10 protein-coding genes and 2 pseudogenes are annotated in these 18191 nt (G+C 47.2%); 7 read left to right on the top strand and 5 right to left on the bottom strand.

Features of this window, described 5'->3' with window-relative positions:
- Positions 1–27: 27 nt before the first annotated feature.
- The 5 genes from D0A37_RS22075 to D0A37_RS22095 all read left to right on the top strand — a co-directional run bounded on the left by D0A37_RS22075 (position 28) and on the right by D0A37_RS22095 (position 7060).
- Complete coding sequence (locus D0A37_RS22075) at positions 28–2034, top strand: ribonuclease catalytic domain-containing protein (protein ID WP_242717560.1); 2007 nt, start codon at positions 28–30, stop codon at positions 2032–2034.
- Between the two features lie 453 nt (positions 2035–2487).
- Positions 2488–3930 carry a lysophospholipid acyltransferase family protein gene (locus tag D0A37_RS22080; RefSeq protein WP_242717562.1) on the top strand — a complete coding sequence of 481 codons (1443 nt, stop codon included), beginning with the start codon at positions 2488–2490 and terminating at the stop codon, positions 3928–3930.
- Between the two features lie 157 nt (positions 3931–4087).
- A complete protein-coding gene (locus tag D0A37_RS22085) occupies positions 4088–4975 on the top strand; it encodes an ATP-binding protein (protein WP_242717564.1) in 888 nt (295 codons plus the stop codon).
- A gap of 235 nt (positions 4976–5210) precedes the next feature.
- A complete protein-coding gene (locus D0A37_RS22090) occupies positions 5211–6671 on the top strand; it encodes an IctB family putative bicarbonate transporter (RefSeq protein WP_242717566.1) in 1461 nt (486 codons plus the stop codon).
- A gap of 251 nt (positions 6672–6922) precedes the next feature.
- A complete protein-coding gene (locus D0A37_RS22095) occupies positions 6923–7060 on the top strand; it encodes a hypothetical protein (RefSeq protein ID WP_242717568.1) in 138 nt (45 codons plus the stop codon).
- Positions 7061–7789: 729 nt separating this feature from the next.
- Here the strand turns inward: D0A37_RS22095 and D0A37_RS22100 are convergent.
- Positions 7790–13459 carry an ATP-binding sensor histidine kinase gene (locus tag D0A37_RS22100; RefSeq protein ID WP_242717570.1) on the bottom strand — a complete coding sequence of 1890 codons (5670 nt, stop codon included), beginning with the start codon at positions 13457–13459 and terminating at the stop codon, positions 7790–7792.
- Positions 13460–13664: 205 nt separating this feature from the next.
- Positions 13665–14408 carry a hypothetical protein gene (locus D0A37_RS22105; RefSeq protein ID WP_242717572.1) on the bottom strand — a complete coding sequence of 248 codons (744 nt, stop codon included), beginning with the start codon at positions 14406–14408 and terminating at the stop codon, positions 13665–13667.
- 570 nt (positions 14409–14978) lie between these two features.
- Here D0A37_RS22105 and D0A37_RS22110 point away from each other — a divergent pair.
- Positions 14979–15167: a hypothetical protein gene (locus tag D0A37_RS22110; RefSeq protein WP_242717574.1), complete on the top strand. Its 189-nt coding sequence runs from the start codon at positions 14979–14981 to the stop codon at positions 15165–15167.
- A gap of 30 nt (positions 15168–15197) precedes the next feature.
- Positions 15198–15365, top strand: a pseudogene (locus D0A37_RS22115) (IctB family putative bicarbonate transporter); the annotation flags it as partial.
- Between the two features lie 87 nt (positions 15366–15452).
- On the opposite strand, the pseudogene D0A37_RS22120 reads toward D0A37_RS22115, so the two are convergent.
- The 3 genes and pseudogenes from D0A37_RS22120 to D0A37_RS22130 all read right to left on the bottom strand — a co-directional run bounded on the left by D0A37_RS22120 (position 15453) and on the right by D0A37_RS22130 (position 17725).
- A pseudogene (locus tag D0A37_RS22120) lies at positions 15453–16408 on the bottom strand (IS630 family transposase).
- A 406-nt stretch (positions 16409–16814) separates the two neighbouring features.
- Positions 16815–17042, bottom strand: a complete 228-nt coding sequence (locus tag D0A37_RS22125; protein ID WP_242717576.1) for an Osc7112_2153 family protein — start codon at positions 17040–17042, stop codon at positions 16815–16817.
- Positions 17039–17725 carry a tetratricopeptide repeat protein gene (locus D0A37_RS22130; protein WP_242717578.1) on the bottom strand — a complete coding sequence of 229 codons (687 nt, stop codon included), beginning with the start codon at positions 17723–17725 and terminating at the stop codon, positions 17039–17041. Before D0A37_RS22130 ends, D0A37_RS22125 begins: the two co-directional genes overlap by 4 nt.
- Positions 17726–18191: the final 466 nt, after the last annotated feature.

Below are 18191 nucleotides of genomic sequence, written 5' to 3' on the forward strand. Positions count from 1 at the left end.
CCAAAATCTCAAATATAAAGCTGGCAAGTGGAGAAGGGAACGTTAGTAGAATTTAGAGTGCACGGCGACCGCCGTCTGGCAGTTGCCGATCGCCCCGACGGCAAGAAAAACTGGGTAGTGGTAGACGAAAACGGTCAACCGCACAGCATACCGCCCAAACAAATCACCTACGAAGTAGTCGGAGAAACTTACAAACCCTCTGATATTCCCAAATTTCTCAAAGAAGTAGAAGCATACTCAGATCCGTCGAGTCTGGAAGTCGCTTGGGAACTTTTAGTCGGTGACGGAGAAACAGCAGATCCCGAATCCTTGGCAATGCTGCTATTTTCCGATCGCAGTGCGGCGCAGTGTTACGCGGCTTACTGTTTGCTATCAACAGACAAACTGTATTTCAAACAAAAGGGCGATCGCTACGAACCGCGATCGGCCGCCCAAGTAGCCGAAATCAAACACCAGCAAGAAGTAGAACAGCAGCGGCACCAAGAATCCCAAGGATTTTGGGATCGAGTCAAACAGCGGCTGGCAGGGGAAAATGTAGATTGGGAACACAGCGATCGAACTCGCCTCGACGCCCTAGAACGCTTTGCCCTCCTCGGAGAAGAAGCAACGCACCGCACCCCAGCCTTAGAAACTTTAGCCAGCTTACAACGATCCGAAAACCCCGAAGCAGCATTTGGCCTCCTAGTCGATCTCGGCCTCTGGAGTACCCACGAAAACCTGTTTTTGCGGCGCAGCCAAATTCCCCTACAATTCTCCGCAAAGGTATTAGAAGTGGCCCAACGCTGCCTAGAAAATCCCGCAACCGACTCCGACACAAATCGTCTCGATTTAACTCACCTCAAGGTTTACACGATCGACGACGAAAGCACCACCGAAATCGACGACGGCCTCAGCTTAGAATTTCTCGAAAACGGCCAGCAGCGCCTGTGGATACACATCGCCGATCCCACCCGCCTGCTTTCCCCCGGAGACGAACTCGACCTCGAAGCCAGAAAGCGCACCACTACGGTTTATCTGCCAACGGGAATGATCCCCATGTTTCCCCCAGCTTTGGCCACCGGGCCAATGAGTTTAATTCAAGGCAAAGAGTGCAGCGCGCTCAGCTTCAGCGTCACCTTAGACGAAATCGGCGCGGCTCAAGATTACAGCATCCACATCAGCACCATAAAACCCACCTACCGCTTGACCTACGATGACGTAGACGAAATGCTGGAGTTGGGAATCGAAGCAGAACCAGAAATAGCAGCGATCGCCTCTGCGGCCAAACTGCGCCAAAAATGGCGGGAAGCCCAAGGCGCAATCAGCATTTTCATGCCCGAATCCGTCATCAAAGTCAACGGCGACGACATCAAAATCCACGTCATCGACGACTCCACAGCCCGGATGCTAGTAGCCGAAATGATGATTTTAGCCGGCGAACTAGCCGCCCGCTACGGTCAAGCTCATAGCCTGCCCATACCCTACCGCTATCAGCCACAGCCCGAACTCCCTCCCGATGAAGAACTGCTAGCCGTACCGGCAGGCCCCGCCCGCGCTTGCGCCGTGCGCCGGTGTATGCCCCGCAGCGAAATGGGCCTCACGCCCGGACGCCACGCAGGCTTGGGTTTGGAATTATACACTCAAGTTACTTCCCCGATCCGTCGCTATACCGACTTGCTGACTCACTTCCAAATCAAAGCCCACCTGCGGGGCGAACCACTGCCTTTTTCCGCTGAAGAAATACAGGACATTGTGATGTGTCTCGGCACCGCAGTTAAAGAAGCATCCACCGTCGAACGCCAAACTAACCGCTATTGGGGATTGGAATATTTGCGGCGCAACCCCGATGAAGTTTGGGAAGCTTTAATGCTGCGCTGGCTGAGGGAAGACAGCAATCTCGGATTGATTTTATTGGAAGATTTGGGTTTAGAATTGGCAATGCGATTTGGTCGATCGGTCGCCATAGGCGATCGGCTAGAAGTCAAAGTCACGCACTGCGATCCGCGATCGGATGTCATTAACTTCCAAGAAATGATCTTTGAACCGGCACAATAGGATTTTAGATTTTAGATTTTAGATTTTGGATTCAAAAATCTGTGTTGAAGGCTGAAACTGAGGATAAATCTCGTTTTTAATCCAGTTTCTGACCCCCTCGCATCCCCCTTGTCAAGGGCAGGGGGGTAAAAAAGATGATGGGTTTCTATCTAGTCCTGTAAAATAATCGTAATTCTTGTCAGGGGTAGTTCACCCCCGATCTGTAATATCAGCCAGAAATCCCGTAAACCCGCCCCGACCAAAATATTGGCGTCGATCGACTCGATATGATATCCGATCCAAGACGGGTAATACTTTTGACGTTAAATTGACACGCTTTGCTATCTCCTCTCTTCCTCCGTGTCCTCTGCGTCCTCTGCGGTTAATAAAAAAAACTTCAGCATTGTAAAAATTGGAAGTTTTTACCGCAACCTAGTAATCTACAATCTAAAATTTAAAATTTAAAATCGCAAAATGCCCAATTCAATTAGCCAAGTTCAGCCGCCGCTGGAATTCATACCCCCAGCCTACAACTCGCTAGTGATGCAAGGTTGTAAGCAAATATTCCCCTGGTGGCTGCGATTTCGGACAAATATCAGCCACATTCAAGCCGAAAACGTCGAAACCCTCGCCGAACTATTCCACCAATTTCAAAATCAGAAAGTTCGCTTCTTGCTAGCCTTCCGCCACCCCAACTCAGACGATCCCTACTGTTTGGGACAACTAATTTGGAAACTCGTTCCCCAGGCGGCGCGGGCCAAAGGCATTCCCCTGCAATTCCCGGTACATTCCCACTTTATCTACGATCGTGGCATTCCCCTGTGGGCCGGTGCTGGAGTCGGCTGGTTGTATTCCCACCTCGGCGGCACTCCCATTGTTCGCGGGAAGATCGATCGCGTCGGATTGCGATCGGCCCGCGATTTATTTGTCAACAGCCAATTCCCGATCGCCGCCGCCCCAGAAGGCGCTACCAACGGTCACAATGAAATAGTTAGCCCCCTCGAACCGGGAATTGCTCAAATGGGCTTCTGGTGCGTTGAAGATTTGCTAAAAGCCGGACGCACTGAAAAAGTTTTAATTGTGCCGATCGGCATTCAATACCGCTATGTCAATCCACCTTGGCAACCCCTAGAAAAACTTTTAACTCAATTAGAAATTGATTGCGGACTGCCACGCTTAGATCGCACTGAGATCGCAAATTTAGAGACAACAAATCCAGCTTCCGAAAACCAAAATCACCAATTCCAATATCTGCGCCTGATTCGATTGGGAAGTCATTTACTAGCAGTAATGGAAGAGTTTTACAGCCGCTTTTATCATAAAGAAATAAACCCAAAAACATCTATTTTAACATCATTATCGCTCCCCAACAAAACGGAAAATAATTCTGGCAATGAAGTAATGATGGCTCGACTGAAAGCACTGTTAGACGTGGGTTTGCAAGTAGCAGAAGAATATTTCAACTTAAAGCCCAAAGGCAGTTTAATAGACCGCTGTCGCCGTCTGGAACAAGCAGGCTGGGAGTATATTTATCGAGAAGATATCAAAGATATTGCAGCACTTTCTCCCTTAGAAAGAGGATTAGCCCATCGCCTCGCTGAAGAAGCAAGTCTTCGGATGTGGCACATGAGACTTGTAGAAAGTTTCGTGTCCGTTACGGGCAGGTACGTCGCAGAACAACTGACAGCAGAACGTTTGGCAGAAACAACTTTACTGCTGTGGGACGTACTGGCTCGCATCAAAGGAGGAAATCCTTTCGGCAGACCGAAGTTGGGCAAACAGCAGGTACAAATGACCGTGGGCGAACCCATATCAGTGAGCGATCGTTGGGAGGGATATCAAACCAGCCGCAGGTTAGCAGTTGCCCAACTCACTCAAGACTTGCAATCAGCTTTAGAAGCAATGATTAAATCTTAATTACTCAGATAAGGAAGAGCTTCTAGGTAAGAAGGAAGATATATTTTTCTTCACTACGTTTTTTTGTGGTGAATTATAAACAGATTGTTATAGACTTTTGGAATAGGTGTAATGAACCGCAAACGCTCGCTCGACACTGAACCAATAAAAACTACCGATGACTAACAAACCTATCGATTTGTCTACTAACTCAATTAAGGTAAAACTGCTGAATAATTTAGCGCAGGAATTGCTCACGCCGCTCACTTCTGTCCTCGGTATGGCAAGCGTGTTGAAACAAGAAATTTATGGCCCCTTAACGAGCAAGCAAAAAGAATATATTGACGTGATCCAAGACAGCAGCCGGTCTTTGCGATCGCTAGTTGAAGAAATTTTGGAACTGTCAGAACTAGATGATTCCGCTTTTACCTTGAAGCGAACCGCAGTCGATATAGAAACTTTGTGCCAGCAGATTGTGACAATCCTGTCGTCGGCGGCAAGTAGACGAGAGCAAGAAATTAATTTGTCGATGGGGCCCGGGCCCCGCATCTGGTTGGTAGATAAAGATAAGGTTCAGCAAATGCTGCACCACTTAATTTTTAGTATTATTCAATCTGCTGGGGCAGGCAGCGTGATTCGAGTCCACGTTTCTCGGAAAGAAGACGGTATCAACATCGGAGTTTGGGTTTTTCATCCTTGGTTAGGGGAAAGTTTGCCCCATGCTAAACTCTACACCGACTACTTGTTGAAGGCCGGGTCTGGTAGCGGTTCGCCCTCGATCTCGGAAACCGACTCCCTCGGGCTCGAAGGGCAACTCCCAACACAGGGTTCGCAGCGCTTAACGCTGGCGTTTTCTGAGTTGGCGGCTTTGGTGGCCCAGAATGCCGAGGATACCGCACCGGTGTTAGCTGGTTACGGGGCCAGGGAACGCTTGGGGCTGCTGCTTTGCTGCCAATTGGTGGAAATTCAAGGCGGCCAACTCTCGATTCAAGGAGCCCCGGAATCTGGATATCGCTACGTGCTCTGGCTGCCCTGCACAAATGCTACGGAATTGTTGGAAGGCTAAAGAAGGAAGAAGGAAGAAGGAAGAGGGAAGAAGGAAGAAGGAAGAGGGAAGAAGGAAGAAGGAAGAAACAGTGTATAGGACGTAACTACTGAAAGAAGGAAGAAAAATAACTCAACTTTTTTCAATTACCAATTCCCGATTACCAATTCCCGATTACCAATTCCCGATTAGCGATTAGCGCTTCCCAATTCCCAATTACCAATTACCCATTACAAAGTACAAATCTAAAATAGCAATGAATTCAGTTTGGCAACAGTTAACTCTGGCAAATTTGCCGCTATCTCAGTGGCAAAGTAGAAGTTATTTATTCAATTTGGCGATCGGCTCTTTACGCAGTTGGCGACAAAGTAGCTGGCTGATGCAGTGGGCAGAACCCTTGGGTTTTGTTTTGCTGGCGTTGACTTTCGGTTTTGCGCCGTTTGTAAACAATGCCTTGGTGGGGGTATTGATGGCGGCTAGCGCTGCATTTTGGGTGCTGCTGACTGTTTCGGACGATCGCGAGAGTCCCTTCACGCCGATTCACTTGCTGGTTCTGCTGTACTGGGGCATAGCCACAGTCGCAACGGCGATGTCGCCGGTGAAAGTCGCCGCTGCTAATGGTTGGAGCAAGCTAACGCTGTATTTGCTGTTTTTTGCGCTGATGGCTCGGATATTGCGATCGCCCCGTTGGCGATCGTGGTTAATTGCCGTATTTTTGAACGTCTCTTTAATTGTCAGTTTCTACGGCGTGCGGCAGTGGATTGACAAAGTGCCGCCATTAGCTACTTGGAACGATCCGACTTCTACTCAAGCCAATGTCACGCGAGTTTACAGTTTTCTTGGAAATCCTAACTTGCTTGGTTCCTATTTACTGCCAGCCATTGCATTGAGCGCCGCCGCACTTTTTGTGTGGAAAGGATGGGGAACAAAAATTTTAGCGCTGACAATGTTGGTGGTGAATTGCGCGTGTTTGCGCTACACCGATAGCCGGGGTGCTTGGATCGGTTTTCTGGCTCTACTGGTGGTATTTTTAGTGCTGCTGTGGTACTGGTACAGCCCTTCGATGCCTCGGTTCTGGCGAACTTGGGCGCTGCCGTTAGGGTTAGGAGGTTTGGCTGGAGCTTTAATTTTGGGAGTGGCTTTAGTGGAACCCCTGCGCGATCGAGTTTCGAGTATGTTTATCGGCCGAGGTGACAGCAGTAACAATTTTCGGATTAATGTTTGGACAGCGGTGATTGACATGATTCGCGATCGGCCAATTCTCGGAATTGGGCCGGGAAACACTGCTTTTAATAAAGTTTATCCGCTTTATATGAAGCCGAAATTCACTGCTTTGAGCGCTTATTCCGTGCTATTGGAAATTGCGGTGGAAACCGGTTTTGTGGGTTTAATGTGTTTTCTGTGGCTGATGACTGTCACCATCAATCAAGGTTTGTTGCAGATCAAAAATCTGCGGGATTCACAATTTAACATCTCTAATTTAGAGGAAGAATCCCGAAATCCCCAATCTAACATCCCAAATCTCAAATCGAATCAGGGGTTTTGGTTGATTGGGGCGATCGCAACTTTAGCCGGCATGATGGCCCACGGTTTGGTCGATACAGTTTGGTACCGGCCGGAAGTTAATATGCTGTGGTGGTTGATGGTGGCGATTATTGCTAGTTTTTACAGCAACTCGCAGCAGCAGCAAGATCCAGCTTTGACGGAGGGCGAGTAGATAGAATTGCTGGCGGGGCTTTCTCCCCGCCCGGTGCGGATGCGAGCAAGAGGGATGCTGTCAATGGCGACGCGAGACTAATTCCTGCCAAGAAAAAACGACTCCTTTAGGAGTTAATGACGATGGGGCTAGAAGGCAAGGGTATTCGTCGCCACCTTACCGATGCTATCAAAAGCTACATTGAACGGCATCGAGAACTATCAGAAAACAACCGCAAATGACTTTACCTTAATACCAGTCAACCAGTAACTTTGGTAGTGTTTGGACGCAAAGCCAAGAAATTAGCTGAGGAATTGGGTGTTGTTCCTGACAATCTTCGAGATGCTTGGACTCCCGTTGACATCCACCCCGACCTGAAGGTACGGGGATTCCCAAACCTCACGATTTGAATTTCTGCTTCTTCGCAACTGCCTCCACCCTCAAAGAGATTTGGTCTTATGTTCGCTCCACAGACTAACCCCGCAAGAGAAAGCGGTTTTTACGTGTCGAATACCAAACGGAATTCTTCGTAGTTTTGATTTTAGGGATGTTTACCATTGCCCTATCCTCTTTTCCCGGTCTACCGATTTTGCTTCGCCGTCAGCACAAAGCTGAACTTCGCTCGTATAGGCTGTTTGATCCATCGTCTCGGGTGGGTCGTTGACCAATTATATTGTAACACAAAGCCGTCCTAAAAGGACGGGGTTTCTACCCAATTTCTGGATGAATGGATTCTGCTTCAAGAATTAGAAGATAGGGGGGTGCGATTAATTGACATTCAGGATAGGCACCCTAATGATGCCATTCCACAAAGCGCTGAAAGATTGCTGATTCAGGTACAAACAAGAGCCTCGAAGCTGAAGTAATGGTTTCACGCTAGCTCGCATACTCTGAATCGCCTTCACACTCCTTCAACGTCCACCCGCAACTCATACACTCGCTCTCCTGGGATGTTTGCCAATCAGCGGCCAGCAATATCCCTCAGCGGTTGGTGAAGGTCGCACTCCCTAGCGGTACAGGAACATGACCCAGAAATAGCCCCGCTGACACCATCCGCTTTCGTAGCACTTGAAACCTTTGTCCAGCAAGGATTCCAGCCCTTATTTCCCAAATACCGCTCCTCCAAGCCCTACGAATACTCAGTTAGCCACGGCAGTACAGTCACTACTGCTTTGGCTAACAGGAATTTCAATCGAGAATTCAGCCCCTTGACCGGGTTCAGAAAAGCATTGGAGGGAGCCACCATGTTTAGCAACTACAATTTGATAGCTAATTGACAGTCCTAATCCAGTCCCTTTACCAATAGGTTTTGTGGTGAAGAAGGGGTCAAACAACTGTTGTCTAACCTGTTGCGTCATCCCCGAACCGTTGTCTTGAATTTGAATCACCACTCTTTTAGAATGACTAGGCTGAGTATTGTTAGTCAATAACTTAGTCCGAATTGTGATGCAACGGGGATTATGGAGTGCGTCTTTCGCACAACGCTGAGCGTTGTAGTTATCTAAAGCATCAAGCGCGTTTGCCAGAATATTCATAAATACCTGGTTCAACTGGCCTGCATAGCACTCTACCCTTGGTAAATCGCCGTATTCTTTGATAACTTCAATGGCAGGACAATCGGGTTTTGCTTTCAGCCGATTTTGCAAAATCATGAGTGTGCTGTCAATTCCCTCATGGATGTCAACAGGCTTCATTTCTGCTTCATCCAGTCGCGAGAAGTTTCGCAGGGATAGGACAATTTGACGAATGCGCTCGGCCCCTACTTTCATTGAACTCAGTATTTTGGGCAAGTCTTCAATCAGGAAGTCCAAGTCGATTTCTGTAATCTTCTCCTCAATTTGGCGGTTGGTCGCTGGATAGGTCTGTTGATAAAGCTCCACTAAGTCCAGTAAATGCCCCGTATACTCAGCAGTATGGATCAGATTGCCGTAGATGAAGTTCACTGGATTGTTGATTTCATGAGCCACTCCAGCCACCAGTTGCCCCAACCCTGACATTTTCTCAGTTTGAATTAATTGGGTTTGCGTGCGTTGCAGTTGCTCTAGGGTGGCAGAGAGATGTTGATTTTTCTCGTGCAATTCCTGAGTTCGCTGATCCACTCGCTCTTCCAGCGTGTGGTTTGCTTGCTCCAGTTGCGCTTTTGCCACGGCAAGCTTGTTGTATAGCATTGCATTTTGCAGCGAGATCGCTGCCTGCGCCGTGAGCAACCGCAGAACTTCCAGACAGTTGCGGGTGAAAGCGGCGATGGTCAAATTATTTTCCAGATACACCATGCCAATCAGGTTGCCGCGATTACAGATTGGCATACACAGCAAGCTTTTGGGCTGTTGTTGAATCATGTAGGGATCGGTGGCAAAGGTCGTTTCCAGTCGGGCATCATCCAGCACTAAAGGCTCGGCAGTGCGGGAAACATAGTTGACAACGGAGTGGGGAATGTCGCGGCTCGATCGCAGGGGTCGCGAGCGCAAGCCAAACGCCGAATTTTCACCGAGTTGGGAGCGCTGGGTCGCCAGTTCTAACCGAGTTTCGATCTCAACATTGGTCGCGGTTTGGGCCGCAATCACCCAATTTTCCTCATGTCGCAGCAGCAGTACACATTTTTCGGCTCCGGCATTTTCAACCACTACCTGCATCAACGTTGCCAGTAGCTTCTCCAACTCAATTTCTCCGGCCAGCGCATGAGATGCTTTGATCACCGTTGCCAAATCTAGAGCTTCGGAAATGCTGGAACTGCTACTACGTCCCGCCCCGGTGGTGGTGGAGCGAACGGCCCGGATGGGAGAGCTTGCGTCCTCGCACTGCATGATCGGAGCCAAGAGTTGGGGATAGCGGTGTTCCAGGTCATCTAGCTTTGCCTTCGCGCCCCAGCGTCCGTAGGCATAATAGGCATTCGTCAGGTAAACCTGAGCGATCGCTTCTTTGCCCCAGTCTAGATAGAATCGAGCTGCAAGTTCGTTGGCAAGGGCTTCTTCTTGCGTGTATTCGTTGGCTTTGGCGGCCGCGATCGCGCGATCGTAGTGATTGAGCGCGACCGCCGTTTGACCCAACACCCGACACCGTTCCGCTGCCACCAACTCAAATTTATGCAGATAATTCATGGGCGCATGACTGGCCAAGGTTTGCATTTTTTGCTGGTTCTCAGTCACTCGTTGCAGCAATTCTGCCTGTTCAAACGGTGTAGCAGTAGGATAGGCAGCCAGCGCAGTGAGCGAATCATAAAACTCAAAGACCGGAATCGTGGCGTATCCGGTGCCTGCTCCTAGATACTGTCTGGCTTGAGTAGCAGTTGCGATCGCCAAAGACAGATCCCCAAACAGATAGCAGAGAATTAGTTTATGAACGTAGAAATAGTGAAGTCCTGTAAATTCATTTGCAGCAATTAGCTGAGGTAATAATTCTTCCTCGTTCAATGCTTGACCAGTCAGAACACAAGCATTCTGGGCCTTGCCTAGTAAGTTAAGAACCGCTTGATGATAGATCCGGCAGTAGTTGAGGGTGGTAGTTAGTTGGAAATTCTCCAGGACAAGACTATAAGCCTGCATATCTTCCTCTAGCCGAGGCAGTTCCCGCCCCAGGAAATAGGAATACTGACAAATATCTTTCGCATTGAAGCCGACGTAGTAGATATTTCCCGTGTCGAGCGCAATTTTATAGCCTTCCAACATCAACTGCACAGCATTCTGGAGATGAGATTTCAGATACATGATGAAAGCACCCACGACATATAAAACCGTGGGCTTGATGACGTTGATATTCAACTTGGCATTCAACCCTAACGCCAATTTGCCCACCCGAGCGGCCACTTCAACGTCTTGCAAAATCCCGTTTAGAAGAATTCCGTAGCAGGCATAGCAGAACGCAGAAAAGGGCGCATTACCATACTGAATCGAGGCTTTCACCTGCGACAAAATAAGCAACGGAAACAGATTTGGGGCGGCAATATAAACAGCGGGAGCCACACTAGCCACAATTTGAACAACCGCCAGTTTGTCTGCCGCCGTCATCATCGGCAAATCGACCAGTTCTTCTGGATTACGCCCGCCCAGCAGAACAGCCGTTTCTTGGAGGGCTGCCTGAATGTCAGCCGGGGTGGGTTCAAGAGGAAAAACGAGGCCGAACTGTGCCATCGCTTGCCGAGCGATCGCGATCGCAGCCAGCACATTATTTTGGGCTGTATAGGCCTGAATTTTGATGTCGTAAATGCCCACGCGATCGAGCAAAGTCTTGGCTTGCCGCATCACGGCCTCACCCAGTTCCTCCATCTGCTCATAGGCTCCGCAGAGATAAGCCGCTTCAGCCGCTGACTCATGCAGAGACAAGGTTAACGCATACTGACTATGCCAGCAGTCCGATCGCAGCAAGCGGATTCCCCCGGTCAAATACTCAATAGCAGCTTTGTGTGCGGTGGAAGCGAGGGCTTTTCGTCCTGCGATCAGGTTGAGTTGAGCGAGTTGCTCCCGTAGCGGAGCGGGGCGCAAGCCATCGTCCTGCGATCGCATCAACTCGATACCGATATTCAGGTGATTCACAATCTCAAAAACGTTGGCTTCTCGCTCGGCTTCGGGCACATTGTTCAACAGCCGTTGCCCGATTTTGAGATGAGTCGCCTGTTTGTCATCGTCTGGAATCAACGAGTAGGCTGCTTGTTGGACGCGATCGTGAAGAAAGTTGTAGGAGACGATCGGTTTTTCCTGAGTGCTAGGGATGGGTGCATTTTCTGTCACAAGTGTCCAACCATCGGTCGGGAATAATTTGTATCCCTCGCCGCCCAAAGGCAAAATCACTCCTTCTTTGAGGGCTGGCCACAAAGCAGCAGCCGTCTCTGTGGGAGATTGCTCATACACGATCGCCAACGTTTCCAGGTCAAACTGGTTGCCAATACAAGCCGCCAGTTTCAAGACATTTTGGGTTTCCAGCGACAACTTCTGCAATTGCTTGGCCACAAATTCCACCACATCCTCAATCAAGCTCATAGCGCGGATTGGGGCGATGTCATAATCCCAACGGCCCACCGAGGCATCAAATACAATCAGTCCATCGTCATAAAGCGATTTAACAAATTGATTGCTGAAAAAAGGATTCCCCTGGGTCTTTTGATGCACCAACTTTGTCAAGGAAATTGCTTGCTCTGGTGAGGCATTTAGAGTATCGGCAATCAAGTAATTCAGGTGGATGGGGGTCAAGGGAGCTAGAGCAATTTTATTGACAGTGACCGATGCCTGCAGCAGTTCTTCGATCATCTGCATTAACGGATGCGCGGGCGAAACTTCGTTATCCCGATACGCAGCCACCAGCAGCAAATAGTGGCTTTTTGCTTCGCTCATCAGCAGTTGCATCAGCTTGAGCGAGGCGGAGTCTGCCCATTGCAGGTCATCCAGAAAAACCACCAGGGGATGCTCTTGCGTGGTGAAAACCTGGATGAACTTTTGGAACAACAGATTAAAGCGATTTTGGGCTGCACTGCCGGACAGTTCCGACGCAGGAGACTGTTCGCCAATGATTCGTTGGAGTTCTGGAATTACTTCGACGATGACCTGGCTATTCTCGCCCAGTGCAGCCAAAATCTTGGTCTTCCATAGATCGATCTGGGCATCGCTCTCGGTCAGCAGTTGCCCCATCAAGTCGCGGAACGCCTGCACCAACGCCGAGAAGGGGATATTGCGTTGGAATTGATCGAACTTGCCTTTGATGAAGTACCCGTGTTGGCGCACGATCAGCTTGTGCACTTCGTGGACGACGGCCGTTTTGCCCACGCCGGAAAAGCCCGCCACCAGCATCAGCTCGGTGGCACCCTGCTGCACCCGCTCAAAGGCTGCCAGCAGCATGGTCACTTCCGCTTCCCGACCATACAGCTTTTCAGGAATCACGAAGCGATCGCAAGTATCCCGGTGTCCCAGCTTAAACGGCACAATGATGGCCGTTGCGTTCCATTGATGCAAACAGGTTTCCAGGTCGTGCTTCAGTCCCCAGGCGGTCTGATAGCGATCTTCGGCATTCTTCGCCATCAGTTTGCTCACCACCTCCGAGAGGAGCGGTGGCACGGCAGGATTCAGGTTATGGACGGCGGGGGCTTGTTTGGCGATGTGGCAATGTACCAGTTCGAGCGCATCGTCCGATTGAAACGGTAACTGGCCAGTGAGCAATTCGTAGAAGGTGATGCCTAGCGAATAGAAATCGGTGCGGTAGTCAATGCCCCGGTTCATCCGCCCGGTTTGTTCGGGGGATAAATACTCCAGCGTCCCTTCCAGCACTGAAGGACTGGTCAAAAGTTGCGTTTCTCTGGGTAGCAGGGAAGCGATGCTAAAGTCAATCAGCTTAATCTGCTTGGTGGTGGGATGAATAAGAATATTGGCAGGCTTGATATCTTTATGAATAATGCGATGACGGTAGAGATTGTTGAGCGATTGGGCGAGGGCGATCGCAATCTGCAAAAATTCGGTGAGAAACAGTGGCTCGTAGCGAGGAGCCTTATGAAGTGAGGTGTTCACTTCAGACTGCTGGCCCCAAAGCGCTGCATACTCCTTGAGTGAAATTCCTCCGAAGTCCTCCATAATTAGAGCAAGCTGATTTTGGTAGGTCTCCAGACTATAGAAACGGACACCATCAGTCATGTTCAAAATTTGGGCGATCGCATATTGGTTCTTGAATTGTGCTAATTCAACCAGGCTGGGATAAGCCGTTTTTAGAAGTTTGATCACAACGGGGGTTTGATCCCACTCTCGCCAGCCCCGGTAAACCACCGTTCTGGAACTGGTGTAAATCGTTTCATGAATTCGATACCCTGGAATTCCCATCAAGCTCTTTAGCATAAACCCTGTTCAAGACAATGGATTCATTCTATCCACTCTCAAGGTTACTTTCACACTACACTCATATTTTTTTCAGCATAAACCGATCGAATAGATAGAGCACAAGCCATTTGTAAGTATAAACGTAATACTACTGAAAAATGATGGTAGAACAGAAGCGTTATCCCCTCTACCATCGCTACAAAAACTGACAAATTGCAATAAATTAGACGGCGCTCAACGCTCGCTCTGAAAGAGTCGTCTTGCCAAACTGATTTTCGTAGGAATGAGTTTTGATGTAAACCAAAAATTCATTGACCAGCTCTGCAAAATAGTCAAAGGCGACATCAATCAACTCCATCGCTTGTTGGCGAATCTCCTCTGGAACTTCAATATCTCTGATGGCTTGCAAAGAAGCTGGAGTATGGAGCGTGTGGGTATTTTCAATGTGATTGTGACACATACCAAAATAGCGGAACTCATGGCAGGTCATGGCTTGCAGTTGCATTGCCACCGGATTGGTTGCCCGGAAAAAAACATTGGCTGTGACTTCAGAAACCTCGATCGCCACCAGCTTCATGATCGGATCGGCTTGGTAGGTGTAGCGTTCAAACAGAGGAAGCATGGAGCGAGATACCTTGGTGTGATCACTCCAAATGAATCGTACAAAGTCGCTGAAAGGCATGGAATAATTCATGCCCATCTTCTCCATGTCTTCCAACAGCCATTGCCAGTGAAAATGTTCTTCATAAGTGTGCCGATTCACCATTTCTTGAATCTTGTTTGTCGTGGGTTCCTGTCGCAAAACCCGCTTGCACAACTCGCTGAACTCCAGCGCCAGTGGGGTAATCACTGGCGCAAATGCCAGTTTTTGGCGAGGCTCAACACTTTCATCTTTCATATACTCGAAAAACGGCAACTGAGCAAACTCCTGATTTTTTTTCTCTATTATATCTAGAAGGGTTTTCATCTCAATTTTCCTCAAGTAATGGACAACAAGTTAGTAGTTGAATTTAGCTAGAGCCGAATTCCACCTCTTCCAAGTAATTTGAAGTAGGGGCTTATCCCTAACATGGAATTCCTTAAAATCTCCTCACATTGATGGCAACCAGTCAAAGGAAATCAGACTGCTGCGGTCACAACTTGGAGTCCCTACGAAAGAGTGAAGGTACTTTCATCACCGGAATCAAATCGTAACTTAAAAGTTTTGTTATAGCAATCGGCAAAACTACTGTTTAGCCAACTCTCAAAACTGCTCATTCAATACTCAGTATTTCTCAGTATTTCTCAGTATTCAGTAATTAGAGTGAGACTACTGATTGCTTTTTATCTATCTGAAGCACTTTGAAAATTAGAGTCTCTCCGTAAAATTTGAATTTCTAATTTATATAATTCAGTTGCCGTCTAGGTTGGGTTCTGCCTTAATTTGTTAGCCTAACTAAGTAAATCTACGATTCTGTAGATTTACTGACACGGACTACTCTGATAGGAGGACAGAGACTTTTATCCTAGAGCAGACTCAAAAAAAAAAGTCTGGGTCATGTCAGATATTACAGTAAAATATAGAGTCTTAAAGGCCGTAGAGGAAATGCCACCAGAGATTACTTTTGAGGAAGTTATGAAGAGGGTTTACTTTCTTGAGAAAGTTGACCGAGGTTTGAAGCAAGTTGAAGCCGGTGATATTATTTCCGGCGAAGCAGCGAAAAAAGCGGCTCAGAAGGTGGGATGAGTAAATTTGACAAATCAGCCTTTAGCGGATATCGAAGCGATCGCAACTTTAGCCGGCATGATGGCCCACGGTTTGGTCGATACAGTTTGGTACCGGCCGGAAGTTAATATGCTTTGGTGGTTGATGGTGGCGATTATTGCTAGTTTTTACAGCAACTCGCAGCAGCAGCAAGATTCAGCTTTGACGGAGGGCGAGTAGATAGAATTGCTGGCGGGGATTTTCTCCCCGCCCGGTGCGGATTCCAGCAATAGCCGATACAGCAATGATTAAGAGTTATAGCCTTTCTCAAAAAGATGAGGTACAATAACAGCAGTGTGTAAACCAGTTAAAAATATTTGACGATGTAACTTGTCCGAACGCAAAATCTATGGCTTTTCCTAATTCTTGATAATTAGTAGTCTTGATAGAACGGAGAATGATTTTAAGTTTTGACCACAGATTTTCAATTGGTGAAAAATCTGGTGAATAAGGTGATAAGTATATTAATTTTGCCCCTGTTTTTTCGATCGCTTTTTTCACTTCTTCTCCCAAGTGAATGGGACAATTATCCATCACTACACAAGCACCTTTCCAGAGTTTTGGCACAAGTTTTCTGATAATAAAAGCTTCAAATGTAATTGCATCAGTTCCGCCTCTTAGATTAACCGATGTCAAAATCTCATTGACTGACATTGCTCCAATTATTGAGACATTTTTGCCACGTTTAGTTGGTTTTGACCCCTTGGCTCTTTCACCTTTTTGCATACCTAGCATATAACCTAACCATTGCCAAATTAACTCCCGATTCGTCAATGAATATTAAGTCTTTCAAACTAATCTCTTTAATTGTTTTCCAGAACTCACATCGCAGGATTTGAACTCGCTCTGTCCCTTTCCCTGAAGGGAAGAGAGTTTTTTTTGACAGTAATGTCTAAGAGTTTTATCATTCTTCCTATTGTTGCTCTACTAACAGAAAATCCAATTCTCCCATAAAGTAAATAACGGAGTTCTTCAAGAGTTGCATCATTATTTCCTTCAATCAATTCCGCCAAGATGAGTAGTTGCTCCGCATTCAGTTTGCCTTTGACTCCACATCGGTCAGTTCTCGGAGTAATGTTTTTTGTTTCACGATATTGTTTAAGCAATTTTTGTACAAAACTCAGGGCTACAGAAAAACGCTTAGCTATTGCTTTTTGTGAAATGGGTTCAGTATGATAAGTATCAAGGATTTTTTGCCTAAAATCAATCGAATAAGCTTTCATTTTTAACAATGTATGAAGTTTGGTACAAGTAAACGTGTTGTGAGTCAAGCATCGTGTGCTTTCAAAAAAATGCTATTATGTGTGGTATCGCTTTCGCGTGGCTTTACTCAACCATGTAATTATAGTTCATTTGATCTTATCTTCTCTGTTTGACCCTCACGAGTGAGTGTCAGTAACATCATACCTCATCTTTCTGAGAAAGGCTATATATCAGTGCAAAAAAAGAATGCAGCTTTATGCAAGCTGCAAACCCTTATAGCCATAAGTTATTTCCAATTCTTCAATTCTTAATTTCAAATCTCAAATGCTATAAGGTGCGGACGGCGCACCCTACATACTACATACTACATACCTGTTTGTGTAAAGTTGTGATGGTACACTCTACAAAATTTATTGAAAATAACTCTTATTCTTCGCTCTCCGGAGGCATGATGAATCTCGGACACGCATATTTTCCACCATTTTTATCTTTGCACTGTCGCATCGACTGATTCGAGTTGAACAGCATCTCGACTGATTCATTGACGGCAGATTTAACAGTCGGAGGAGTTGGCACTGCTTTTGGGGCTTGACTTAGCTCCAGTACCGTTATAATTGCCAGTATGGTTGATGAAAGCAAAACTGTGCGTTTCATTTATTTGTTTTTTCCTCGTTTAATCGTTGACGCGCCATTCCTATCCATATATCCTCATCGAACTCTTGGGAATCCGCATACTTTAGACAAATTTTCCACTGCGGTAGCGCTGCCTTAGTATTTTTCATCTTTTCTAGGACTTGCGCTTTTAAGCAGTAAGTTGCTGGCCCTTCACTATCAAGTTTAATCGCTTCATCCAGATGTTGCAATGCCTCTGAATATCGCCCCTGTTCCAGGCGAGCCCATCCCAAGTTTTTGAGTAAAGAATATTTGACCCGATCGTCCTCAGCTAATTTCAAACCTTGCCACAGGAAGTGAACGGCAGCCGGATAGTTTTTTTGATCAACTATATATAATCGAGCCAGATTGCTGTAAGCAGCAGGCAGACCGAGTTTTGCAGCTTGCAAATATTTTCTTCGGGCGCAGTCTAAATCTTGCACCTCTTCGCAAAGCCATCCTAAATTGTAAAGAGCTGTTCGGCTTTTTGGATCTACCCAGAGCGCTAACTCATATGCTTTTTGAGTATCCGCCAATCGATTGGCTTTGTAGTTTTCAAACGCAATATTATTAAAAAAAGATGCCAGTTCCGGCAAAGCAATTTTCCAGCCGCCAAAGCCTACTGCTAGCATCAGCAAGAAAGCTCCCCACTTGGAATTCTGATGCTTTTTTGCTGGCTCTTTCATGGCATTGAAAATGTTAGCTAATGGTGTCATTTTTAGCATTTTTTAACTTGAGAGTTGAGCGATATTTTGTTTGCCAGATTTAATTGCCACCCTAATGGCATCAGAATCTTACGAAATGACTCAGGTTTGAGCTTATTTCTCATAAGAGTTTGTCAGTCCACAGCCAAATGCTTGGGTAATGCCCCACTACCCAGATGTATTCGAGCATAGGTTAATCATTCATGGGGCTCCACAAGCCATCCGGATATTTGTAGAAAAAAAGAACCAGGAGGTCGGAACCCCGAAGAAGGCACGACCGTGGGCGGTCGATAAGTAATAATACTTACTGTGGAGGCGAGGATCGCCAATAGGCGACTGTATTAGGAGATAAGATGGCTCACCTCAGTTTTAGGCGATAATAAAAATAAAACTTCTTGTGGTACGAGTCCGACAGCCTGGGTGAGGGAGACGCTCACACGAGCGTTTC

It is taken from the genome of Microcoleus vaginatus HSN003 (assembly GCF_022701255.1).
Lineage (GTDB): Bacteria > Cyanobacteriota > Cyanobacteriia > Cyanobacteriales > Microcoleaceae > Microcoleus > Microcoleus vaginatus_B.

What these genes read in the sequence shown, in the direction of transcription:
- D0A37_RS22080 (WP_242717562.1), top strand. Translation starts at nt 2,488, where the DNA reads ATGCCCAATTCAATTAGCCAAGTTCAGCCGCCGCTGGAATTCATACCC.
- D0A37_RS22085 (WP_242717564.1), top strand. Translation starts at nt 4,088, where the DNA reads ATGACTAACAAACCTATCGATTTGTCTACTAACTCAATTAAGGTAAAA.
- D0A37_RS22090 (WP_242717566.1), top strand. Translation starts at nt 5,211, where the DNA reads ATGAATTCAGTTTGGCAACAGTTAACTCTGGCAAATTTGCCGCTATCT.
- D0A37_RS22100 (WP_242717570.1), bottom strand. Translation starts at nt 13,459, where the DNA reads ATGCTAAAGAGCTTGATGGGAATTCCAGGGTATCGAATTCATGAAACG.
- D0A37_RS22105 (WP_242717572.1), bottom strand. Translation starts at nt 14,408, where the DNA reads ATGAAAACCCTTCTAGATATAATAGAGAAAAAAAATCAGGAGTTTGCT.
- D0A37_RS22110 (WP_242717574.1), top strand. Translation starts at nt 14,979, where the DNA reads ATGTCAGATATTACAGTAAAATATAGAGTCTTAAAGGCCGTAGAGGAA.
- D0A37_RS22125 (WP_242717576.1), bottom strand. Translation starts at nt 17,042, where the DNA reads ATGAAACGCACAGTTTTGCTTTCATCAACCATACTGGCAATTATAACG.
- D0A37_RS22130 (WP_242717578.1), bottom strand. Translation starts at nt 17,725, where the DNA reads ATGAAAGAGCCAGCAAAAAAGCATCAGAATTCCAAGTGGGGAGCTTTC.